Below are 21,601 nucleotides of genomic sequence, written 5' to 3' on the forward strand. Positions count from 1 at the left end.
GCCGAACTGCCGATGTGGCGGTCGGGCGCGGCGCTCACTGGCTGGCGGCGCTGCCAGCCGCGGTATGCCCGGATTCTCGGTATCGAGGAAATCGACTATCATAATTTCGCTCCAAACCCATCGACACAATCAGGAGTGCCGGAAGATAATGCATCCGCTTGGCGTTGCTTTCTGCGCTCCGGACCGGGCTGACGCTATCCCCGGAGGCCGCCGCCGGTACGCACTCAAATAACTCAAAAGTTAACAGGAGACGTGCATGTCCTCACAAAAAGCAGCTGAAATTGCATCGCGACTCGATCGGCTGCCGCCATCGAAAACTATCTGGACCATGGTGATTCTTATTTCGCTGGGCGGCGTTTTCGAGTTCTATGATTTGTTCTTCACCGGCTATGTGGCGCCGGGCATGGTGCAGTCGGGCCTGTTCAAGCCGGAGTCGCTGGGGATTTTCGCCGCGCTGGGACCATTGAAGGTCGCGGGCTTCGGCACTTTCGTGTTCGCCACTTTTGCCGGGCTCTGGCTCGGCGCGTTGCTGTTCGGCTACGTGGCCGACCGCTTCGGCCGGCGCGTGGTGTTCACCTGGTCGTTGATCTGGTACATGATCTGCACGGCGATCATGGCGTTTCAGACCACGGGGTTTGCCATCGACATCTGGCGCCTGATCGCCGGCATCGGCATCGGTGTCGAACTGGTGACGATCGACACCTACATCTCTGAACTGATGCCCAGCAACGAGCGCGGCCGCGCTTATGCGATCAATCAGTTCATTACGTTCTGCGTGGTGCCGGTGGTCGCATTCCTGGCGTTCATTCTCAAGGGCACGCAGCCGTTCGGTCTCGATTACTGGCGCGTGGTGATCCTGATCGGCACGGTCGGCGCCGCGGTGGTGTGGGTGCTGCGCCGGCATATTCCGGAGAGCCCGCGCTGGCTCGCGCGACACGGCCGCGTCGAGGAGGCCGAGCGCATCATGGCCGATATCGAACGCCGGGTGGCTGCCGAGAAGGGCGTTGCGCTGCCGAGGCCGCAAGCCGTCCAACCCGAGAAGGAAGGGCGCGGCTCGCTCAGCGAAATCTTCGGACCGCTGTACCTCAAGCGCACCGTCATCATGTCCATTTTCAATATGGCGCAAGTGATCGGTTTCTACGGTTTCGCGGCGTGGGTGCCGACACTGCTGATCCACCGCGGCATTCATGTCACGGCCAGCCTCGAGTATGCGTTCATCATTGCGATCGCCAATCCGTTCGGCCCGCTGATCGGCTCGCTGTTTGCCGACAAGTTCGAGCGCAAGACGCAGATCATCGGGGGGCTGGCGATCATGGGCATCGTCATCGCGCTGTTCTCGCAGTCTTCGTCCCCGGCGCTGTTGATCGTGCTCGGCGTGCTGTTCACGCTGGCCGCGAACGTGATGTCTTATGCCTACCATAATTACCAGGCCGAACTGTTCCCGACCCGCGTGCGTGCGCGCGCCGTTGGGTTCGTTTATTCATGGAGCCGGCTTGCCGCCGCTTTCGCCGGCCTGGCAATCGGCATTTTGATCAACGGCTATGGTGTGCCGGGCGTTGCGGTCTTTATTGGGATTTCGATGGTCCTCGGTATCTGCATGATTCTGCTCGGACCGTCGACCCGCGGTTTGTCGCTGGAGAAAATCAGCCATTGAAGCCGGCCGCCGCGGCGGTTGCGCGGCGCCAGTCGGAAGCAAAACGCCAGCAGTTCCCGGGCGCGGCCTCTGGCCGCGCCTTTTGCTTAGCCTGGCGCGTATCCCATCTGCGCGCTGGCAGCCGTCGCCTCGCGTCGCACGGCCATGGCGATCGGTCCGTCGATGGCGGCGTCGAAACCTCCCGTGGCGCCCAGTGCGGTGAGCACCGCGCACAGGCGGCCCGTGTAGTCATAGAGCGGCGCGGCCACCGCGCTGATGCCTTTCAGGTTGGTGTCGCGAACCGTCGCGCAGCCGGCGGCTTGCACCTCCTGCCGTAATGTATCGATGGCGTCGTCGCGGCTCAGTTGCGCGCGCAATTCGCGCGGCGCGGCGGCGAGCTCGGCTTCGGCCAGCGCACGCACGCGCGATTCATCGAGCAGCCCGAGGAAGACGCGTCCGGTGGCCGACCACAGCATCGACAGCACCGAGCCGACCCGCACGTTGACGGTGACCGGCAGGCCAGGTTCTTCGAAGCGCACGATGGTTGGCCCCATATTGCCCATCACGGCGACAAAGCAGGTCACTTCCAATTGTTCGCGCAACCTGACCAACGAAGGCTCGGCGATCCGCACAGGATCGGCCTGGCGCATTGCCGCCACGCCGATGAGCATGGCTTCAAGGCCAAGGTGATAGTGCTGGGAGTCGGCGTCCTGCGCGACCAGGCCCTGTTCGATCAGGCTGGCAAGGTAGCGGTGCACCTTGGCCGGACTCTCGCCGACATGCGCGGCCAGCGCGCTCAGGCTGGCGCGCCCGCCCAGGCGTGACAGGCCCTTGAGCACGGTCATGCCGGTTTCGGCCGATTGCACGCGGGCGCGCCGCTCGCGAGCGGGCGCCTGCGCTGGCGCGAGGAGTTCCTGAGGGGCGGGTTTCTTGTTCATCGGCTTGGATTGTAAGGTGCCCGGCATGTCGGTCGAGGCTGGCTGCGCGAAAAATTCGCTCCCCGCCAAGTCGGTCTCGTAAAATTACGCATAGCGTACTACAATTACGCAAAATAACGATATAAAGGGACAGCGCACCGGCGCCCGCGCCGGTCGCGGGCTGGCGCATTGCCTGGCTGATGTGCCGCAGACAGCCCGAACCGAGACGAGCCAGTAACGATCGAGCACGAACATGAGCGACCCGACCCCCGACTCCAGCCCCGCCCAATGCCCTTTCAGCCACGCCGCGGCGTCCGCGCAAGTGTCGCCGTCCGGCTGTCCCGTGAGCGCGCGCGCGGCCGAGTTCGACCCATTCGGCGACGGCTACCAGCAGGATCCGCCCGAGTACGTGCGCTGGGCGCGCGAGCAGGAGCCGGTGTTCTACAGTCCCAGGCTGGGATACTGGGTCGTGACTCGCTACGACGATATCAAGGCGATTTTTCGCGACAACATCACCTTCAGCCCGTCGATCGCGCTGGAAAAAATCACGCCGACCGGGTCCGAGGCCAATGCGGTGCTCGCTTCGTATGGCTACGCGATGAACCGCACGCTGGTCAACGAGGACGAGCCGGCGCACATGCCGCGCCGGCGCGTGCTGATGGAGCCGTTTACGCCGGAGCAGCTCAAGCATCACGAGCCGATGGTGCGGCGGCTGGCGCGCGAATATGTCGATCGCTTCATCGACGACGGCCGCGCCGATCTGGTGGACCAGATGTTGTGGGAAGTGCCCCTGACCGTGGCGCTGCACTTTCTCGGCGTGCCCGAGGAAGACATGGATATGCTGCGCAAGTATTCGATCGCGCATACCGTCAATACGTGGGGGCGGCCCAAGCCCCAGGAGCAGATCGAGGTTGCGCACGCAGTGGGCAATTTCTGGCAATTTGCCGGCAAGGTGCTCGACAAGATGCGGCAGGACCCCTCGCAGCCCGGCTGGATGCAATATGGGCTGCGCAAGCAGCAGACGCACCCTGAGGTGGTTACCGACTCGTATCTGCATTCGATGATGATGGCCGGCATCGTGGCGGCGCACGAGACGACCGCCAATGCGTCGGCCAATGCGATGAAGCTATTGCTGCAGCACCCGGATGCGTGGCGCGAGATCTGCGAGGACCCGAGCCTGATTCCGAACGCGGTAGAGGAGTGCCTGCGCCACAACGGTTCGGTGGCGGCCTGGCGGCGCTTGGCCACCAAGGCGGTGACAGTGGGCGGCGTGGCGATTCCCGAGGGAGCGAAGCTGCTGATTGTGATGTCGTCGGCCAACCACGATGAGCGGCACTTCGCCGACGCCGATCTGTTCGACATCCGGCGCGAGAATGCCAGCGACCAGCTGACCTTCGGCTACGGTGCGCATCAGTGCATGGGCAAGAATCTGGCGCGCATGGAGATGCAGATTTTCCTGGATGAATTTGCCCGGCGCCTGCCTCACATGAGACTGGCCGAGCAGCAGTTTACGTATGTGCCGAACACATCGTTTCGCGGGCCCGAACATTTGTGGGTCGAGTGGGACCCTCGGCAGAACCCCGAGCGCACCGATCCCGGCGTGCTTGAGTCCCGCATGGCAGTGCGCATTGGCGAGCCGTCGGGTCATGCGATCAATCGAACCGTGGTGGTGCAAAGCGTGAGCCCGGCCGGCGAGGATATCGTCAGGCTGCGGCTGGCTTCGCCCGACGGCCGGCCGTTGCCGCGCTGGGCGCCGGGCTCGCACATCGACGTCGAGTGCGGCGACACCGGCGTGTCGCGTCAATATTCGCTGTGCGGCGATCCGGCCGAGCCGGCCGTCTTCGAGATCGCCGTGTTGCGCGAGGCGCAAGGCCGGGGGGGATCGCTTTGGATGCACGAAAACGTCCGGGCGGGCGATCGCCTGCGGATTCGCGGGCCGCGCAACCATTTCCGTCTCGATGAAACCGTCAAGCGCGCGATTTTTATCGCTGGCGGCATCGGCATCACGCCGATCAGTGCGATGGCGCGCCGCGCCAAGGCGCTCGGCATCGATTATCAACTGCATTACAGCGGCCGCAGCCGCCGCTCGATGGCGCTGCTCGACGAGCTGGCCGAGCTGCATGGCGAGCGCCTGCACGTGTACGCCAAGGATGAAGGGCGGCGCAACGATTTCCCGGCGCTGCTCGCGCGACCTGATGCCGACACGCAGATATATGCGTGCGGTCCGGTGCGCATGCTCGACGCGCTGAGCGCCAGTTGCGCGGCATGGCCTGCCGATGCGCTGCGTGTCGAGCACTTCCAGTCGACCCTGAGCAAACTCGATCCGACTCACGAGCATGCGTTCGAGGTCACGTTGAAGGATTCGGGCATCACCGTGCATGTCCCCGCCGACCAGACACTGCTCAGCGCCTTGCGCGCCGCCAATATCGATGTGCAAAGCGATTGCGAGGAAGGGTTGTGCGGCTCCTGCGAGGTGCGTGTGCTCGAGGGCGAGGTCGATCACCGTGACGTGGTGCTCACACGTGCCGAACGCGAGGCCAATGGCAAGATGATGGCCTGCTGCTCGCGCGCGTGCGGCAAACGGCTAGTGCTGGAACTGTAAGCCACTGCGGCGGCTCGCCGGCTTGGCTCACGAGCGGCCGGCCGCTGGCAAGCACCATATTTGCAATTGATTGTTGCGGGAATCGACCTAGGTCCGTCACGCACGGAAATCTATACTGGTTTTCATGGCCCCACGCCGGATGTGAAATAAAAAAGTGGGGCTCCACGCAGATGAAAACAGGAGTTTTCCATGAAACAAAGGACTTATGCCGCGCTGATGCTGGCAGGTGTGTTGAGTATTGCCGCCAGTGGCGCTTTCGCCAACGAAGGCGCTGACCGGGTGACCCGTGCCCACGTGTTGGCGGAATTGCAGGCTGCCGAAGAACTGGGCCTGGTGCCGGTCGATTACGTCAATTATCCGTATACCCCGGAGCAGGCCGCGCAACTGCAGGCCCGTACCGCGCAGATCGAAGCGGCACAACATCAGGCAGGTACCTCCGCGCAGTAGGCTCAAGCGTGCTACGCCGGCAAAACCGCCGGGCATCTCGCCGCGGGCGTTATGCGACGTATCGCGCGATGCTCACGAACTGGCACAGGCTGCCGGCCAGCACGAACAGGTGCCAGATGCCATGCCCGTGGCGAATGCGTTCGTCATTGATGAAGAAGTAGATGCCGGCACTGTAGATGACGCCGCCCGCGACGAGCCAGGCCGTGCCCGCCGCGGGCAGCGCATGAACCAGCGGGCCGATCGCCACGAGTGCCAGCCAGCCCATCAGCACATACAGTGCCATCGAGACGCTGCGGGTGCGTTGGCCCAGCGTGAGTTCCTGGGCGATGCCGAGTGCGGCAAGCCCCCAGCTCACACCGAACAGCGACCATCCCCATGGTCCGCGCAGCGTGACGAGTGTAAACGGCGTGTAGCTGCCTGCGATCAACAGATAGATCGCCGAATGATCACATTTCTGGAGGATGGTTTTCAGTCGCGGACCCCGCACGCTGTGATAAAGCGTCGAGATCGCATAGAGGACGCATAGCATCGCGCCGTACACACTGAAACTCACTACTTTGTACGCGTCATGGTCGAGTGCGCCGATCGTGACCAGTGCGCAAAGCCCCGCGATCGACAAGGCCGCACCGACGAGATGGGTAATGCTGTTGAATCGCTCACCGACATGCATGAGGTCATTCTCCGGGGGTGATTTCACTCATCATACCGATCCGGGAAGAATGCCGTGGCCATGGCGACATAAATTTATATGCCCTGGCCAGCGTTACGGGATTGATCCAATCCGAACGCGATGTTGTGGCTTTTCCGTGGGGTGCTCCCTGTGGCGTGGGATGCCATCGAGACGCACAAAAAAAGGCCCCGTGGCTGATGCCGTAGGGCCTTGATTCTTCGGGTTTTCACACACCGATAATGCTGGTGGGTGGTACAGGGATTGAACCTGTGACCCCTGCCGTGTGAAGGCAGTGCTCTACCGCTGAGCTAACCACCCGAAAAGAGACCGCGATTATTCCATGAATTGTGCAGTCCGTAAAGAGGGGGCGCTTCACTTTTTGCGGCGCCCGGCGGGCACCGGCTCAGGATGGGGTGCCGGCCTCGTGGCCAGTGTCGGGCGCGTTGCGCCAGACGCAGGTGCCCTTGATGCTTTTGTCGAGTTCGTCGAGCAAACCGTCGTGCAGGGCCTGCTCCTCGCTGCTGGCCGCCAGCACGGTCAGCTCGATCTGGTGCAGTGCGACGCGGGCGCTGTGGGCCTCGCCGCTGCCGGGGCTGGCATCCATCAGATCGATCACCAGGCTTTCCTGGCCGCGCGTCATGGCCAGATACACCTCGGCGAGCAGCTCTGCGTCGAGCAGCGCGCCGTGCAGCGTGCGGTGGGCATTGCTCACGCCCAGGCGCTCGCACAGGGCGTCGAGCGAGTTGCGCTTGCCGGGGAACATTTCGCGGGCTTGCAGCAGCGTGTCGATCAGCCCGTTGCAATGACTCATGAAGTTGGGCAGGCCGAGTCGCTCGAATTCGGCGTCGAAGAAGCCAAGATCGAAGGCTGCGTTGTGAATGATGATTTCCGCGCCGCCGATGTAGTCACGCAATTCGTCGACGATTTCAGCGAATTTGGGCTTGTCGCTGAGAAATTCGGTGGTCAGGCCGTGTACGGCCAGCGCACCCGGGTCGCTGTCGCGCTCGGGGTTGATGTAGTAGTGCAGGTTGCGCCCGGTGAGGCGACGGTTGACGAGTTCGACGCAGCCGATTTCGAGGATGCGGTCGCCCGTCTTGGGGTTCAGTCCGGTGGTTTCAGTGTCGACGACGAGTTGGCGCATGGCGTGAAATTCGAGAGTTAGGTTTGGAGACTGGCGACGCCACGATTGGCGAGCTGGTCGGCACGCTCATTGCCGTCGTGACCGGCATGTCCCTTGACCCAGCGCCATTCGATTTGATGCTGCTGGCTGACCCGGTCGAGTTCCTGCCAGAGATCGGCGTTTTTCACCGGCGCCTTGGCCGCGGTTTTCCAGCCGCGCAGCTTCCAGCCGTGTATCCATTCGCTGATGCCTTTTTGCACGTATTGAGAATCGGTGTGCAGCACCACATGGCAGCGGCGGTTGAGCGCCTCGAGGGCGCGGATGACCGCGAGCAGTTCCATGCGGTTATTGGTGGTGAGGGGCTCGCCGCCGAATAATTCCTTTTCGGTGGCGCCGCAGCGCAGCAGCGCGCCCCAGCCGCCTGGGCCTGGATTTCCCTTGCAGGCGCCGTCGGTGAAAATTTCGATGTGAGGCAGGGTCATGAATCGGGGTGGTCGCGGTGTGTCGTGTTGGGTGTGGCAACCGGCTTGAGCTCGGGCTGGAGGCTGAGTATACGCTTGCGCACGCGACCGACCAAACGCATGCCGCGCACGCGCTTGACCGCGCGCACGCCATAGACGCCGCCGAAGATCGGCCACCAGCGATCGCCCGCGGCCTCGAGGAACGAGAAGCGTGCCAGCCAATGCTCGCGCCGCATTGGCGGGCGATAGCAGCCGAAGCGGCCGCGGTCGAGATCGAAGCCCAGCAGCTTCAGCCAGTCCTTGAGACGGGTAAAGGCGATCAGGTCGACCGGCTGCGGCAGGAACGGCTTGCCGCTCAGGCGCGCCAGTTGTTCGCGCGCGCCCCACAGGCTGAGATTGTTGAAGCCGGTGATGATGATTTGCCCCTCGGGCATCAGTACCCGGCAGACTTCGCGCAGAATGTCGTGCGGATTTTCGGTGAATTCGAGCACGTGCGGCAGCACCGCCAGATCGATGCTCTGGGTCGCGATCGGCAATTCGTCGAAGCGGCTGATGAGCACGTCGCGCGCGGGGCGCGCGTGATGCGCGCCGGTGTGGCCGGGGCCGGTCGCCGCGCGTACCTCGACCGGCGCGGGCGCGGGCCGTTGCCGCGGGTGAAACGGCAGCACCAGGCCGCGATAGGGCATGCGGTTTTCGCGCAGCGCGTCGAGCTCCGGCAGGCCGAGTTGCAGCGCGTGATAGCCAAACACATCGCCGACCCAATGATCGAACTGGGCCTGCTCCCACGCCATCACATAGCGGCCCGGCGGTGAATCAAGCCAGGCGGGCCAGTCTATAATCGGTGCATCGGACATATTGGTGGACAGATGATGGCTGCATTGAGCGTGGTGCCGATCCCGGCATTTCAGGACAACTATATCTGGTTGTTGAGCAGCGGGGCCGAGGCGATCGTGGTGGATCCGGGCGCGAGCCAGCCGGTGCTCGACTATCTGCGCGCCCATCGTCTTAAACTATCCGCTATTTTACTGACACATCACCATGGCGATCACGTCGGTGGCGTGGCCGAGTTGCTCGCGCATGGCAAAGTGCCGGTGTATGGTCCGGCGGCCGAGTCGATCCCCTCGGTCGATCATCCGCTGAACGACGGCGAGCAAGTTGCTCTCGACGCGCCGCGCCTGCTGTTCGACGTGATCAGTGTACCCGGTCACACGCGCGGCCACATTGCCTATTGGATGGCCGCGCAGGATGATCAGGCGCCGCGGCTGTTTTGTGGCGATACGCTGTTTGCCAGCGGCTGCGGGCGCCTGTTCGAGGGGTCGCCAGCGCAAATGCTGGCGTCGCTCGACCGGCTTGCCGCGCTGCCCGGCCACACGCGAGTGCATTGTGCGCACGAATACACGATGTCGAATATCCGCTTCGCGCTGGCGTGCGAACCGGATAATGCCGCGCTGCGCGCCTGGCGGGATGAGGCCGCCCGTCTGCGTGAGGCGGGCCTGCCCACGGTGCCCACCACGCTCGCTCACGAGCTGGCGGTCAATCCGTTTTTACGCAGCGACGCGCCGCAGGTGCGTGAAGCCGCCATCTCCCAGGCGGGCCGGACATCGTTGGACCGGCTCGGTGTCTTTGCCGCGATTCGGGCGTGGAAAGACGGCTTTCGTTAGCCGAAGTTCCTAGGGGATTGCCCTTAATTTTGGCTAAAAATGCATCAAAATCAGGCAAAAATGGTTGACGCGCAAGAGGGGTTTCCTTACCATCCTTGAAATTTTCCAGTAAGAAGCCGTCATCATTGAGAACAATCAATGCGTCTTATCGTTAGCCTGCTCCTGACGCTGGTATTGGCAGCGTGTGCTAGCGCGCCGCCAGGTTCCGGCGCTTCAACAGCGCAAAGTAATACTTCCTCCGCTTCGGCTCTCTCCAGTTCTTCCAAACAGCAAGTTTCCAGCGATCAGACGATCGACGCCGACAAGGACTCGCTCGATAATCTGTCGTACGGCGATCACCAGGACAACGATCTATGGAGCCGCATCCGCCGCGGCTTCGCAATCCCTGATCTGGATAGCCCGTTGGTGCAGGAGCGCACCGCTTGGTATGCGTCGCGCCCGGAGTACGTGGAGCGTATGGTCAATCGCTCGAGCCGCTATCTGTTCCATATCGTCGAGGAACTCGAGAAGCGTCACATGCCGACCGAGCTGGCGCTGCTGCCGTTCGTCGAGAGCGCTTACAACCCGCAGGCGTTGTCCACCGCGAAGGCCGCGGGCATGTGGCAGTTCATCCCCAGCACCGGCAAGACCTACAACCTCAAGCAGAACATGTTCAGCGACGAGCGCCGCGACGTCGTGGCCTCGACCGACGCGGCGCTGGACTATCTGTCGAATCTGCACGATATGTTCGGCGACTGGTACCTTGCGCTGGCCGCCTACAACTGGGGCGAGGGTAACGTGCAGCGCGCTATCGCGCGCAACCAGGCGCAAGGCTTGCCGACCGACTACCAGAGCCTGCGTCTGCCTACCGAGACGCGTGAATACGTGCCGAAGCTGCAAGCGATCAAGAACATCATCGAGCATCCCGCGCTCTATGACGTGAAGCTGCCGGAAATTCCGAACCACCCCTATTTCGTCAGTGTGACGACCTCGCACGATATCGACGTGGCGCTGGCGGCGCGCCTGGCCGACCTGCCGCTGAGCGAGTTTCGGGCGCTCAACCCGGCGTTCAAGAAGCCCGTTATCCTGGGCGCGACGAGATCGAAGATTCTGCTGCCGTTCGATAACGCCGACATCTTCGCGAAGCAGCTCAAGAGCTACAAGAAACCATTGTCCAGCTGGACCACCTATACGCTGAAACAGGCCGAGTCGCCTGAGGCAATCGCCAAGCGGCTGGGCGTGGAGGCATCGACCATCCGCTCGGTCAACGGCATTCCGCCGCGATTTCGCATGAAAGCGGGATCGACCATTCTGGTGCCGCGCACCGGCGAGGATGACAGGGACATCAGTTCGACCGTGGCCGACAATGCCGTGCTGGCGCTGGAGCCCGAAGTGCCGCCGATGCGCACGCTCTCGGTGCGGGTCAGGCGCGGTGACTCGTTGAGCATGGTGGCGAGACGCTATGGTGTGAGTGAGCTCGAAATCAAGCGCTGGAATCGCCTGCGCGGTAACGGCTTGCGAGCCGGGCAAGCGCTGGTGCTGCACGTGCGCCAGCGCGACGAGTCGCGCGTCGCGGCAGCCGCGCGCGAATCGCGTCCTGCGCCGACCCGCTCCCAGGTGGCCAAACGTGAGGTGGTCAAGCGCGAGGTTGCCCGTCGAGAGGCGCCAAAGCACGCGCAGGCAAAGCGCGAGGTGACCAAACGCGAGGTCGCCGTGCATCGCACGGTCAAGAAGACGAAGGTAAAGGAAGTAGCCAGCAGGGAAGGCAGCAGACATGGCGCGCCGGCGGTGAGCGCCAGGGAGAAAGATCGGAAGGCGACCGCCAAGCGCGCTGTGGCTGACAGATCCAAACGTCGCTTCGAGAAAACGTTGCGAACTGCGGAGCGCTGATCTGCGTGATACTGCGCATCGGATTGAACGCCGCGGCTTGTCCGCGGCGTTTTTTTATGACGCGCGCACAGCTGCTCCGCGGCTGCGGGGTTGGCGGTAAGATGCGCGTAAGCTCGTCAGCGCAGACTGCGCGCCATACCGATCACAAAAATGGAGGAGACGCATGGGTGCCTACCACGATTTTTACACCCGCTCGTTAGCTGACCGCGACGGGTTCTGGCGCGAGCAGGCCGACCTGATCGAGTGGCAAACCCCGTTCTCAGAAGTGCTCGACTACAGCCGGCCACCCTTTGCGCGCTGGTTCGTCGGCGGTCGCACCAATCTGTGCCATAACGCCGTCGACCGGCATCTGAGCGCGCGCGCCGCGCAACCCGCGCTGATCTGGGTCTCGAGTGAAACCGGGCAGGAGCAGGTGTATGACTTCGCCGCGCTGCATGCCGAGGTCAACTGTATGGCGGCGATCCTCCAGGCGCAGGGCATCGGACGCGGCGATCGTGTGCTGATCTACATGCCGATGATTCCGCAAGCTTGCTTCGCGATGCTGGCCTGTGCGCGGCTCGGTGCAATCCATGCCGTGGTGTTTGGCGGTTTCGCCTCGGCCAACCTGGCGTCGCGCATCGACGACGTCGCGCCCAAGGTGATCGTTTCGGCCGACGCAGGTTCGCGCAATGGGAAAGTCGTACCCTACAAGCCGCTGCTCGATGAGGGGATCGCGCTGGCCGCGGCCAAACCCGAGCGCGTGCTGCTGGTGGACCGCGGCCTGGCGCCGATGACGCGCGTGACGGGGCGTGATTTGGACTACGAGGCCTTGCGCGCGCAACATCTCGGCGCCGAGGTGCCGTGCGTCTGGCTCGAATCGAGCGAGCCGTCTTACGTGCTGCACACCTCCGGGACGACCGGCAAGCCCAAAGGCGTGCAGCGCGACACCGGCGGTTACGCGGTGGCGCTGGCTGCTTCAATGAAAGTGATTTTCTGCGGCCAGCCCGGCGACACGATGTTTACCGCCTCGGATATCGGCTGGGTGGTCGGGCACAGCTACATCGTCTACGGCCCCCTGATTGCCGGCATGGCGACGGTCATGTACGAAGGCACGCCGGTGCGGCCCGACGGCGGCGTGTGGTGGCGCATCGCCGAGCGGCACAAGGTCAATATCATGTTCTCGGCGCCGACCGCGATCCGGATGCTGAAAAAGCAGGATCCGGCCTACCTCACCCAATATGACCTGTCGCACCTGCAGCGGGTTTTTCTGGCGGGCGAACCGCTGGACGAGCCGACCGCGCGCTGGATCAGCGAGGGCATCGGCAAGCCCATTCTCGACAACTACTGGCAGACCGAGACGGGCTGGCCGATCCTGGCGCTGGCGCGCGGCGTCGAGCCCGAACTGCCGGGCAAGTTCGGCTCGCCGGGGCTGCCGGTGTTCGGCTACGATGTGCGGCTCGTCAACGAGGCGACCGGCCAGGATTGCGGGGCCAACGAAAAGGGCGTGCTGGCGATCGCCGGCCCGTTGCCGCCCGGGTGCATGAGCACGCTGTGGGGCGACGACGAGCGCTTCGTCAAGACGTATTGGTCGACCGTGCCGGATCGGCTGCTGTATTCGAGCTTCGACTGGGGCACGCGCGACGACGATGGCTACTATTTCATTCTCGGACGCACCGACGACGTGATCAACGTGGCGGGGCACCGGCTCGGCACGCGCGAGATCGAGGAAAGTCTTGCCAGCCATCCCGAGGTCGCCGAGGTGGCGGTGGTTGGCGTGAGCGATGCGCTCAAGGGGCAAGTGGCGATGGCTTTCGCGGTCGTGCGGCATGCCGAGCGGGTTGCCACGCAGGCTGATTGCCAGGCGTTGGAAGGCGAATTGATGCGGCTGGTGGAGCAGCAACTGGGCGGTATCGCACGGCCGGCGCGCATTCGCTTCGTCACGCTGCTGCCCAAGACACGCTCGGGCAAATTGCTGCGCCGCGCCATCCAGGCCATTTGCGAGGGGCGGCACACCGGGGAGCTGGTGACGATCGAGGACCCCGCTGCGCTGCAACTGATTCGCGACGCCGTGCAGGCCGGCTGAGACCGACGCCGGGCCCGGCGCCTGCGCAGCATGCCCGGTATGATCGCGTGCCGGGGGAGTCGCTCGAGCGCCCCGTGCATGCGGCGCTTGTATCCGGCGAAACTTTGGATTATTATTTTAGGTATAAAATATTTATGGATTAATTAAACGCGCCGCGCTGTTGAGGCCGGCCCTGTGTCTTGGCAAGGTGGAGGAAGCGCAATGAACATCGTATGCATCGGTGGCGGCCCGGCAGGCTTGTATTTCGGGCTTTTGATGAAGCGCCGCGACCCGGCCCATCGCGTCGTGGTGATCGAGCGCAATCGTCCTTATGACACGTTCGGCTGGGGCGTGGTGTTTTCCGACGCCACGATGGGCAACCTGGTGACGGCCGACGCCGAGAGCGCCGAGCAAATCAACGCCGCTTTCAACCACTGGGACGATATCGACATTCATTTCAAGGGCCGTACGCTGCGCTCGAGCGGGCACGGCTTCATCGGCATCGGCCGCAAGAAGCTGCTCAATATCCTGCAGGCGCGCTGCGAGGCGCTTGGCGTCGAGCTGGTGTTCGAAAACGAGGTGAGCCACGACCAAGCGATCGCCCGACAGTACGACGCCGATCTCGTGATTGCGTCGGACGGCTTGAACAGCCGCATACGCACGCGTTATCAGGATACCTTCCATCCCGACATCGACGTGCGCAAGTGCCGTTTCGTCTGGCTCGGCACCCACCAGCGGTTCGATGCGTTCACCTTTGCCTTCGAACAAACCGAGCACGGCTGGTTTCAGGCGCATGCCTATCAATTCGACGACGATACGTCGACCTTCATCGTCGAAGCGCCGGAAGAGGTCTGGAAAAAGGCCGGGCTCGATGAAATGAGTCAGGAGGAAGGCATTGCCTATTGCGAGCGCCTGTTTGCCAAGTACCTGGGCGGGCACAAGCTGCTCAACAATGCCAAGCACCTGCGCGGCTCGGCAATCTGGATCCGCTTCCCGCGCGTGATTTGCAACACCTGGGTGCACTGGAATCAGCTCGACGGCAAGTCGGTGCCAGTGGTGTTGATGGGCGATGCGGCCCATACCGCCCATTTCTCGATCGGCTCGGGCACCAAGCTCGCGCTCGAAGACGCGATCCAGTTGGCTGATTGCTTCCGGGAGTTCGGCACCGACGACTTGCCGCATGCGCTTCGCAAGTATGAGGAAATTCGCAGCGTCGAAGTGCTCAAGATCCAGAATGCGGCGCGCAACTCCACCGAGTGGTTCGAAAGCGTCGAGCGCTACGCCGCGTTCGAGCCGGAACAGTTCGCCTATTCCCTGTTGACGCGCTCGCAGCGGATTTCGCATGAAAACCTGCGGCTGCGCGACAAGCAATATGTCGAGGCCTATGAAGACTGGCTGGCGCGCCGTGCCGGCGTCGAGCGCCGGCCGTCGCAACAGGTGATTCCGCCGATGTTCACCCCGTTCCAGGCGCGCGGCGTGCAGTTGAAGAACCGCATCGTGATGTCGCCGATGGCCATGTATTCGGCGCGCGACGGCGTGCCGGGCGAATTCCACCTGGTCCACCTGGGTAGCCGCGCGTTGGGCGGCGCCGGCATGGTGGTGGCGGAAATGACGTGCGTGTCGCCCGATGCGCGCATCACCCCGGGCTGCCCGGGGCTGTGGAACGACGAGCAGACGGCGGCCTGGAGGCGCATCGTCGAATTCGTGCATGCCAACAGCGAGGCCAGGATCGCCATGCAGATCGGCCATGCCGGGCGCAAGGGATCGACACGGCTGGCCTGGGAAGGGATCGATCAGCCGCTTGCCACCGGTAATTGGCCGCTGATTTCGGCCTCGCCGCTGCCGTATATCGAAGGCGTCTCGCAAACGCCGCGCGCGATGGACGAGGCGGACATGGCGCGCGTGAAGGACGATTTCGTCGCGGCCGCGCGGCGCGCGCACGAGGCCGGCTTCGACTGGCTCGAACTGCACTGCGCGCATGGCTATCTGTTGTCGAGTTTCATCTCGCCGCTGACCAACCATCGCACCGACGCTTATGGCGGCAGTCTCGAGAACCGCTTGCGCTATCCGCTCGAAGTGTTCCATGCGGTGCGCGCCGTGTGGCCCGACGACAAGCCGATGTCGGTCAGAATTTCGGCGCATGACTGGGTCGAGGGGGGCATTACCGCCGACGATGCGGTGGCGATCGCGCGCGCCTTCAAGGCGGCCGGCGCGGATTTGATCGATTGCTCGTCGGGTCAGGTCAGCAAGGCGGAAAAGCCCGTCTACGGTCGTATGTTCCAGACTCCGTTTGCCGATCGCGTGCGCAACGAGGCGCACATTCCGACCATCGCCGTCGGCGCGATTTTCGAGGCTGACCACGTCAACAGCATCATCGCCTCGGGGCGCGCCGATCTTTGCGCGTTGGCCCGGCCGCATCTGGCCGATCCGTTCTGGACCTTGCACGAGGCCGCCAAGATCGGCTACAAGGAAATCGCTTGGCCGAATCAGTATGTCGCCGGCAAGCGCCAACTTGAAACCAACCTGGAGCGCGCGGCGCAATATGCGCAGCAAATCGGCAAATGAATGAATCGACAATCTCCGGCAAAACGCCGGCCCTGGCGGGACGGCATGCCCTGATCACCGGCGGGGGGCGCGGCATCGGCGCGGCCATCGCCCGCTGCCTGCAGGCGCATGGCGCGCGCATTACGCTGCTCGGCCGCTCGGTCGAGGCACTCGAGGCCGGCGCGCGAACGTTGCGCGAGGCCGGTGAAGCGATCTACGTGACGGCCGACGTGACTGACGCGTCGACGGTGCGAGCTGCTTTCGCCAAGGCCGAGGCCGCCTTTGGCCCCGTATCTTTGCTGATCAATAACGCCGGCCAGGCTGCCGCGACGCCGTTTCTGAAAACCGAGGCGGCGCTTTGGCAGCGCATGCTCGACGTCAATCTCAGCGGCACCTTCCACTGCACGCAGGCGGCCCTGCCGGCCATGCTCGAAGCAGGCTGGGGGCGCATCGTCAACGTCGCCAGCACGGCCGGCCTGACCGGCTATGGCTATGTCGCGGCTTATTGCGCGGCCAAGCACGGTGTGGTCGGCCTGACCCGTGCGCTGGCGCTGGAGGTCGCCAAGCGAGGCGTCACGGTCAATGCCGTGTGTCCCGGCTACACCGAGACCGACATCGTGCAGGAGGCGGTCGCCAACATCGTCGCCAAGACCGGCCGGACCGAAGCCCAGGCGCGCGAGGAACTGACGCGTCGCAATCCGCAGGGGCGCATGGTGCAGCCCGATGAAGTGGCCGACGCCGTGGCATGGCTGTGCCTGCCGAGCGCGCAAGCGATCACTGGGCAGGCGATTGCGGTGGCCGGCGGCGAAGTGATGGTCGGCTGATCCCGAATTTTTATTGGAGGCTTTCCCGATGAGCGATGTGGCCCTTACCATGGCGCACCACAAGCGTCCGTTTGCGGACTATCAACCCAAGCATTTTCTCTGGTCGGTCGCCGCCGATACAAACGGCAAGTCGAGTATCGCCCACATTACGCTGAACCGGCCGGAGAAGAAGAATCCGCTGACCTTCGACTCCTACGCCGAGCTGCGCGATCTGTTTCGCAATCTGACGTACGCCACCGATATCAAGGTGGTAGTGATCAGCGGCGCGGGCGGCAATTTCTGCTCGGGCGGCGACGTCCATGAAATCATTGGTCCGCTCACGCAAATGCGCATGCCGGAACTGCTCGAATTCACGCGCATGACCGGCGACCTGGTCAAGGCGATGCGCGCTTGCCCGCAGCCGATCGTCAGCGCGGTCGACGGCATTTGCGCGGGTGCGGGCGCGATGATTGCGTTGGCCTCGGACATGCGGCTGGGCACGCCGCAGGCCAAGACGGCCTTTCTGTTTACCCGCGTGGGTCTGGCCGGCGCCGATATGGGCGCCTGCACGCTGCTGCCGCGCATGATCGGGCAGGGCCGCGCGAGCGAGCTGCTCTACACGGGGCGCTCGATGAGCGCCGAGGAGGGGCTGCAGTGGGGTTTCTTCAATGCCCTGCACGCGGGCGGCGAGGTGCTCGCGCAAGCCCTGGCGCTGGCCGCGCAACTGGCGGCCGGGCCGACCTTCGCGCATGGCGTGACCAAGAAACTGCTGCACCAGGAATGGGCGATGGGTGTCGACGAGGCGATCGAGGCCGAAGCCCAGGCGCAGGCGATCTGCATGCAGACCCAGGATTTCCGGCGCGCCTACGAGGCCTTCGTGTCCAGGCAAAAGCCGGTATTCCAGGGCGACTGAGGCGGCGAGGAGATCCAGACGATGAGCGATACGCAGTTTCTCGATTGGCCGTTTCTCGATGATTCGCACCGCGCCATGGCGGCGGCCCTGGACGACTGGTGCGCACGCGAGCTGCACGTCGATCACGACGGCGACACCGACGCGGCCTGCGTGGCGCTGGTGCGCCAACTGGGCGCGGCGGGGTGGCTGAAATACTGCGTGCCGGCGGTGTACGGCGGCGCGCTCGACCAGCTCGATTCGCGTTCGTTGTGCCTGGCCCGCGAGACGCTGGCGCGGCACGACGGACTGGCCGACTTCGCCTTTGCGATGCAGGGCCTGGGCAGCGGGGCCATTACGCTGGCGGGCCGTCCGGCGGTGCAATCCCGCTATCTGCCGCGGGTGGCGCGCGGCGAGGCGATTGCCGCGTTCGCGCTGTCGGAGCCCGAGGCTGGCTCCGACGTGGCGGCGATGCAATGCACCGCGGTGCGCGATGGCGAACACTTCGTGCTCAACGGCGAGAAGACATGGATTTCCAACGGCGGGATTGCCGACTTCTACTGCGTGTTTGCACGCACCGGCGAAGCGCCGGGCGCGCGCGGCATATCGGCTTTCGTGGTCGATGCGAATACGCCTGGACTGACCGTTGCCGAGCGCATCGATGTATGCGCACCCCATCCGCTGGCGCGGTTGCGCTTCAGCGACTGCCGAGTGCCGGCCGATCACTTGCTGGGCGAGCCCGGTCAGGGTTTCAAGCTGGCCATGATGACGCTGGATATTTTTCGCGCGTCGGTGGCGGCGGCCGCGCTCGGCTTTGCGCGGCGTGCGCTGGATGAGGGGGTCGCACGCGCGAAGTCACGCCAGATGTTCGGGCATACCCTGGCGGATTTTCAATTGACCCAGGCAGCGCTCGGCGAGATGGCGACCGCCGTGGACGGTGCCGCGCTGCTGACCTATCGGGCCGCCTGGCTGCGCGACGCGAGGGGGCAGCGCACCACGCGCGAGGCGGCGATGGCCAAGATGTTCGCCACCGAGGAGGCGCAACGCGTGATCGATCGCGCACTGCAGATGTTCGGCGGCGCCGGGGTGATGCGCGGCAACGTGGTCGAGCGGCTGTACCGGGAAATCCGCGCGCTGCGCATCTACGAGGGCGCGACCGAGGTACAGAAGCTCATCATTGCGCGCGAATTGCTGAAAGACGCCTGATGGCGCCTTAAGTCCCTTCATGCTGAACGGCTCTCGAGAAAGCCGCCACCCAATCAAGGAGATTGATATGCACCGCACCGGACATCTCGACACCTATGCGCGGGACCACCTGCCGCCCGCCGATCAGTGGCCGGAGTTTTTGCTCGACAACCCGGACGTGACGTATCCGGCTCGCCTGAACTGCGTGGTCGAGTTGCTCGACAAGATGGTAGCGGCAGGGCATGCCCAGCGGCCTGCGATTCATACCGTGCACGAAGGCAAGCCGGCGACCACGACATATCGCGAATTACGCGTGCTGGTCGACCGCATTGCCCACGTGCTGATCGAAGACCTGCAACTGGTGCCCGGCAACCGGGTACTGTTGCGCGGGCCAAACAATCTGATGATGGCGGCCTGTTGGCTGGCGATCATCAAAGCCGGGCTGGTGGCTGTGCCGACCATGCCGCTGTTGCGCGCCAAAGAGCTCAAGCAGATGATCGACAAGGCGGAAATTACCGCCGCATTGTGCGATGTACGGCTCAAGGATGAGATGGAGTTTTGCCGCACCGAGGGCCACGAGCACCACTGTGCCGATCTGGCCCAGGTGCTGTATTTCAACGACGGCACGCCGGGCTCGCTGGACGCCCGGCTGGCGGGCAAGCCGGAGACTTTCACGGCGTGCGATACGGCGGACGACGACGTGTGTCTGATCGCCTTCACCAGCGGCACGACCGGCCAGCCCAAGGGCACCATGCACTTTCATCGTGATGTGCTGGCAATGTGCGATCTGTTTCCCCGTCACGTGCTCAAGCCGGGCCCGAACGACATTTTCTGCGGCACGCCGCCGCTGGCGTTCACCTTCGGCACAGGCGGGTTGCTGACCTTCCCGCTGCGGGTCGGTGCCTCGACGGTGCTGATCGAGAAGCTGACCCCCGAGACCCTGCTGCAGACGATCCAGGATTTCCGCGCCACGATCGTGTTCACCGCGCCCACGTTCTACCGGCAGATGGCACCACTGGTGGCGAGTCACGACATCGGCAGCCTGAAGAAAAGCGTGTCGGCCGGCGAGGCGCTGCCTGATGCGACACGCCAGCTCTGGAAGCAGGCCACCGGCATCGAGATGATCGACGGCATCGGCGGCACCGAAATGATCCATATTTTCATCTCCAGCGCCGGGGCCGACGTCAGGCCGGGCACCATCGGCAAAGTGGTGCCCGGTTATATCGCGCAGATCATCGACGACGACATGAATCCCCTGCCGCCGGGCCAGGTCGGCAGGCTTGCGATCAAGGGACCGACCGGATGCCGCTATCTGGCCGACGAGCGCCAGAAGAACTATGTCAAGCAAGGCTGGAATCTGCCGGGCGATACCTTCATTGCGGACGAAGACGGGTATTACGCGTACCAGGCGCGCTCCGACGACATGATCGTCTCGGCCGGCTACAACATCGCCGGGCCGGAAGTCGAGGCCGCGCTGTTGCGGCATGAGGCGGTCGCCGAATGCGGCGTGATCGGCGTGGCCGACGACGCGCGCGGGCAGATCGTCAAGGCCTACGTCGTGCTCAAGCCCGGATATGCGCGCGACGAGGCGATGACGCAGGCGTTGCAGGCCTTCGTCAAGGCCACCATCGCACCGTATAAATATCCGCGCGCGATCCAGTTCATGGATGCGCTGCCACGTACCGAGACGGGCAAGCTGCAGCGCTTCAAGTTACGCCAGAGCTAAGGGGCAGCAAGATGGGACAACCTTTTGTCAGGCCGGTCACGATACGCTTTCGACACTGCGATCCGGCCGGGATCGTGTTTTATCCGCGTTATTTCGAACTGATGAACGATCTGGTCGAAGACTGGTTTGCCGATGGTCTGGGCGTGTCGTTTGCCGAGCTGCACGACGTGCGCGGCAAGGGTATTCCGACGGTCAACGCGCAATGCCGGTTTTCCGCGCCCAGCCGTCTGGGTGACGTGCTCGACTGCAGCGTGGCAGTCGTGCGGCTGGGCAACAGTTCGGCCACCCTGGCGATTCGTTTTGCCGGCAGTGACGGCAACGTGCGCGTGCGGGCCGAACTGGTGATCGTGCTGATGGATTTGCAGAGCACCCGCGCGGTGCCGTGGCCAGAGGAAATGCGTGCCGCGCTTGGCGGCTTTCTGGTCGATAACGATTCTTTTGATGTGGAGTAATTCGATGCAAATGCTGCAACCGCCCACCTGGGCAAAACCCCGTGGCTATGCCAATGGCGTGATGTGCGAGTTGACGCCCGGCAGTCGGATGATTTTCGTGGGTGGTCAGATCGGTTGGAACGCCGAGCAGCAATTCGAAAGCGACGATTTGGGACAGCAGGTCAGGCAGACGCTGGAAAACATCGTCGCGGTACTGGCCGAGGGCGGCGCGCAGCCGTCGCATATCGTGCGCATGACCTGGTATGTGACGAACAAGCGGGAGTATGTGGATGCGTATCCGGTGATCGGGGAGCACTACCGGGCTGTGATTGGCCGGCATTTTCCGGCCATGACGGCTTTCGAGGTGGCGGAGTTGGTCGAGGACCGGGCCAAGGTGGAAATCGAAGTGACGGCGGTCGTGCCGCCTCAGGCGCTGGCGTGATTTCGTGCGCGGCTCAGCACAGCGCAAGGCTTTCCTCGGGGGCCAGCGCGCGTTCGAGCGCGGCCTCGGTGAGCCACCAGGTTTGCGGCAGGTCCTGCTCGTCGCAGTTGGCGCCCTCGCCGCCGCGATCGACCACGATGAAGTCGCTCACCCGGCGCAG

Annotated in this window: 18 protein-coding genes and 1 tRNA gene; 13 read left to right on the forward strand and 6 right to left on the reverse strand. The window is 63.9% G+C overall.

What is annotated here, in order from left to right:
• Window positions 1–256: 256 nt before the first annotated feature.
• Window positions 257–1,654 (forward strand): MFS transporter, encoded by a 1,398-nt coding sequence (locus EPN80_RS07295; protein ID WP_366468783.1) that lies wholly within the window; start codon window positions 257–259, stop codon window positions 1,652–1,654.
• A gap of 86 nt (window positions 1,655–1,740) precedes the next feature.
• On the opposite strand, the gene EPN80_RS07300 is transcribed toward EPN80_RS07295, so the two are convergent.
• Complete coding sequence (locus EPN80_RS07300; RefSeq protein ID WP_293025252.1) at window positions 1,741–2,571, reverse strand: IclR family transcriptional regulator; 831 nt, start codon at window positions 2,569–2,571, stop codon at window positions 1,741–1,743.
• 232 nt (window positions 2,572–2,803) lie between these two features.
• On the opposite strand from EPN80_RS07300, the gene EPN80_RS07305 reads away from it, so the two are divergent.
• Both EPN80_RS07305 and EPN80_RS07310 read left to right on the forward strand, forming a co-directional pair.
• Entirely contained in the window at window positions 2,804–5,152 is a 2,349-nt protein-coding gene (locus EPN80_RS07305; protein ID WP_293025254.1) for a cytochrome P450/oxidoreductase, read from the forward strand.
• A 189-nt stretch (window positions 5,153–5,341) separates the two neighbouring features.
• Window positions 5,342–5,599, forward strand: coding sequence for a DUF4148 domain-containing protein (locus tag EPN80_RS07310; protein WP_293025256.1), 258 nt, complete (start codon window positions 5,342–5,344; stop codon window positions 5,597–5,599).
• 49 nt (window positions 5,600–5,648) lie between these two features.
• Here the strand turns inward: EPN80_RS07310 and EPN80_RS07315 are convergent, their stop codons facing one another.
• The 5 genes from EPN80_RS07315 to EPN80_RS07335 all read right to left on the reverse strand — a co-directional run bounded on the left by EPN80_RS07315 (window position 5,649) and on the right by EPN80_RS07335 (window position 8,704).
• Window positions 5,649–6,269 (reverse strand): hemolysin III family protein, encoded by a 621-nt coding sequence (locus EPN80_RS07315; RefSeq protein WP_293025294.1) that lies wholly within the window; start codon window positions 6,267–6,269, stop codon window positions 5,649–5,651.
• A gap of 243 nt (window positions 6,270–6,512) precedes the next feature.
• Window positions 6,513–6,587: transfer RNA gene (locus EPN80_RS07320), tRNA-Val, on the reverse strand.
• A gap of 85 nt (window positions 6,588–6,672) precedes the next feature.
• The gene (gene dnaQ, locus EPN80_RS07325; protein WP_293025258.1) at window positions 6,673–7,410 is read right to left on the reverse strand and encodes a DNA polymerase III subunit epsilon; all 738 of its coding nucleotides are present in this window, start codon (window positions 7,408–7,410) and stop codon (window positions 6,673–6,675) included.
• A 17-nt stretch (window positions 7,411–7,427) separates the two neighbouring features.
• The gene (gene rnhA / locus EPN80_RS07330) at window positions 7,428–7,871 is read right to left on the reverse strand and encodes a ribonuclease HI (RefSeq protein ID WP_293025260.1); all 444 of its coding nucleotides are present in this window, start codon (window positions 7,869–7,871) and stop codon (window positions 7,428–7,430) included.
• Entirely contained in the window at window positions 7,868–8,704 is an 837-nt protein-coding gene (locus EPN80_RS07335; protein WP_293025262.1) for a methyltransferase domain-containing protein, read from the reverse strand. The genes rnhA and EPN80_RS07335 overlap by 4 nt, the downstream gene beginning before the upstream one ends.
• A 15-nt stretch (window positions 8,705–8,719) precedes the next feature.
• On the opposite strand from EPN80_RS07335, the gene gloB reads away from it, so the two are divergent.
• The 10 genes from gloB (at window position 8,720) to EPN80_RS07385 (ending at window position 21,441) form a co-directional block, all read left to right on the forward strand.
• Window positions 8,720–9,511 carry a hydroxyacylglutathione hydrolase gene (gene gloB / locus EPN80_RS07340; protein WP_293025296.1) on the forward strand — a complete coding sequence of 264 codons (792 nt, stop codon included), beginning with the start codon at window positions 8,720–8,722 and terminating at the stop codon, window positions 9,509–9,511.
• 138 nt (window positions 9,512–9,649) lie between these two features.
• Window positions 9,650–11,380, forward strand: coding sequence for a transglycosylase SLT domain-containing protein (locus tag EPN80_RS07345; protein ID WP_293025264.1), 1,731 nt, complete (start codon window positions 9,650–9,652; stop codon window positions 11,378–11,380).
• Between the two features lie 163 nt (window positions 11,381–11,543).
• Window positions 11,544–13,442 (forward strand): propionate--CoA ligase, encoded by a 1,899-nt coding sequence (locus EPN80_RS07350; protein WP_293025266.1) that lies wholly within the window; start codon window positions 11,544–11,546, stop codon window positions 13,440–13,442.
• A 201-nt stretch (window positions 13,443–13,643) separates the two neighbouring features.
• Window positions 13,644–15,986, forward strand: coding sequence for a bifunctional salicylyl-CoA 5-hydroxylase/oxidoreductase (locus EPN80_RS07355; RefSeq protein ID WP_293025268.1), 2,343 nt, complete (start codon window positions 13,644–13,646; stop codon window positions 15,984–15,986).
• Window positions 15,983–16,789, forward strand: a complete 807-nt coding sequence (locus EPN80_RS07360) for an SDR family NAD(P)-dependent oxidoreductase (protein ID WP_293025270.1) — start codon at window positions 15,983–15,985, stop codon at window positions 16,787–16,789. The genes EPN80_RS07355 and EPN80_RS07360 overlap by 4 nt, the downstream gene beginning before the upstream one ends.
• A 28-nt stretch (window positions 16,790–16,817) precedes the next feature.
• Window positions 16,818–17,681, forward strand: coding sequence for an enoyl-CoA hydratase family protein (locus EPN80_RS07365; RefSeq protein WP_293025271.1), 864 nt, complete (start codon window positions 16,818–16,820; stop codon window positions 17,679–17,681).
• Window positions 17,682–17,702: 21 nt separating this feature from the next.
• On the forward strand, window positions 17,703–18,863 hold the full coding sequence (locus EPN80_RS07370) for an acyl-CoA dehydrogenase family protein (protein WP_293025273.1): 1,161 nt from the start codon (window positions 17,703–17,705) through the stop codon (window positions 18,861–18,863).
• Between the two features lie 67 nt (window positions 18,864–18,930).
• A complete protein-coding gene (locus tag EPN80_RS07375) occupies window positions 18,931–20,568 on the forward strand; it encodes an AMP-binding protein (protein WP_293025275.1) in 1,638 nt (545 codons plus the stop codon).
• An 11-nt stretch (window positions 20,569–20,579) separates the two neighbouring features.
• Window positions 20,580–21,020, forward strand: a complete 441-nt coding sequence (locus EPN80_RS07380; RefSeq protein WP_293025276.1) for a thioesterase family protein — start codon at window positions 20,580–20,582, stop codon at window positions 21,018–21,020.
• A 4-nt stretch (window positions 21,021–21,024) separates the two neighbouring features.
• Window positions 21,025–21,441, forward strand: a complete 417-nt coding sequence (locus EPN80_RS07385; protein WP_293025278.1) for a RidA family protein — start codon at window positions 21,025–21,027, stop codon at window positions 21,439–21,441.
• Window positions 21,442–21,601: the final 160 nt, after the last annotated feature.

It is taken from the genome of Pandoraea sp., assembly GCF_004297875.1.
Lineage (GTDB): Bacteria > Pseudomonadota > Gammaproteobacteria > Burkholderiales > Burkholderiaceae > Pandoraea.

Bases quoted from the DNA above. Each gene is read 5' to 3' on its own strand.
- EPN80_RS07295 (WP_366468783.1), top strand. From the start codon at position 257: ATGTCCTCACAAAAAGCAGCTGAAATTGCATCGCGACTCGATCGGCTG.
- EPN80_RS07300 (WP_293025252.1), bottom strand. From the start codon at position 2,571: ATGAACAAGAAACCCGCCCCTCAGGAACTCCTCGCGCCAGCGCAGGCG.
- EPN80_RS07305 (WP_293025254.1), top strand. From the start codon at position 2,804: ATGAGCGACCCGACCCCCGACTCCAGCCCCGCCCAATGCCCTTTCAGC.
- EPN80_RS07310 (WP_293025256.1), top strand. From the start codon at position 5,342: ATGAAACAAAGGACTTATGCCGCGCTGATGCTGGCAGGTGTGTTGAGT.
- EPN80_RS07315 (WP_293025294.1), bottom strand. From the start codon at position 6,269: ATGCATGTCGGTGAGCGATTCAACAGCATTACCCATCTCGTCGGTGCG.
- dnaQ (WP_293025258.1), bottom strand. From the start codon at position 7,410: ATGCGCCAACTCGTCGTCGACACTGAAACCACCGGACTGAACCCCAAG.
- rnhA (WP_293025260.1), bottom strand. From the start codon at position 7,871: ATGACCCTGCCTCACATCGAAATTTTCACCGACGGCGCCTGCAAGGGA.
- EPN80_RS07335 (WP_293025262.1), bottom strand. From the start codon at position 8,704: ATGTCCGATGCACCGATTATAGACTGGCCCGCCTGGCTTGATTCACCG.
- gloB (WP_293025296.1), top strand. From the start codon at position 8,720: ATGGCTGCATTGAGCGTGGTGCCGATCCCGGCATTTCAGGACAACTAT.
- EPN80_RS07345 (WP_293025264.1), top strand. From the start codon at position 9,650: ATGCGTCTTATCGTTAGCCTGCTCCTGACGCTGGTATTGGCAGCGTGT.
- EPN80_RS07350 (WP_293025266.1), top strand. From the start codon at position 11,544: ATGGGTGCCTACCACGATTTTTACACCCGCTCGTTAGCTGACCGCGAC.
- EPN80_RS07355 (WP_293025268.1), top strand. From the start codon at position 13,644: ATGAACATCGTATGCATCGGTGGCGGCCCGGCAGGCTTGTATTTCGGG.
- EPN80_RS07360 (WP_293025270.1), top strand. From the start codon at position 15,983: ATGAATGAATCGACAATCTCCGGCAAAACGCCGGCCCTGGCGGGACGG.
- EPN80_RS07365 (WP_293025271.1), top strand. From the start codon at position 16,818: ATGAGCGATGTGGCCCTTACCATGGCGCACCACAAGCGTCCGTTTGCG.
- EPN80_RS07370 (WP_293025273.1), top strand. From the start codon at position 17,703: ATGAGCGATACGCAGTTTCTCGATTGGCCGTTTCTCGATGATTCGCAC.
- EPN80_RS07375 (WP_293025275.1), top strand. From the start codon at position 18,931: ATGCACCGCACCGGACATCTCGACACCTATGCGCGGGACCACCTGCCG.
- EPN80_RS07380 (WP_293025276.1), top strand. From the start codon at position 20,580: ATGGGACAACCTTTTGTCAGGCCGGTCACGATACGCTTTCGACACTGC.
- EPN80_RS07385 (WP_293025278.1), top strand. From the start codon at position 21,025: ATGCAAATGCTGCAACCGCCCACCTGGGCAAAACCCCGTGGCTATGCC.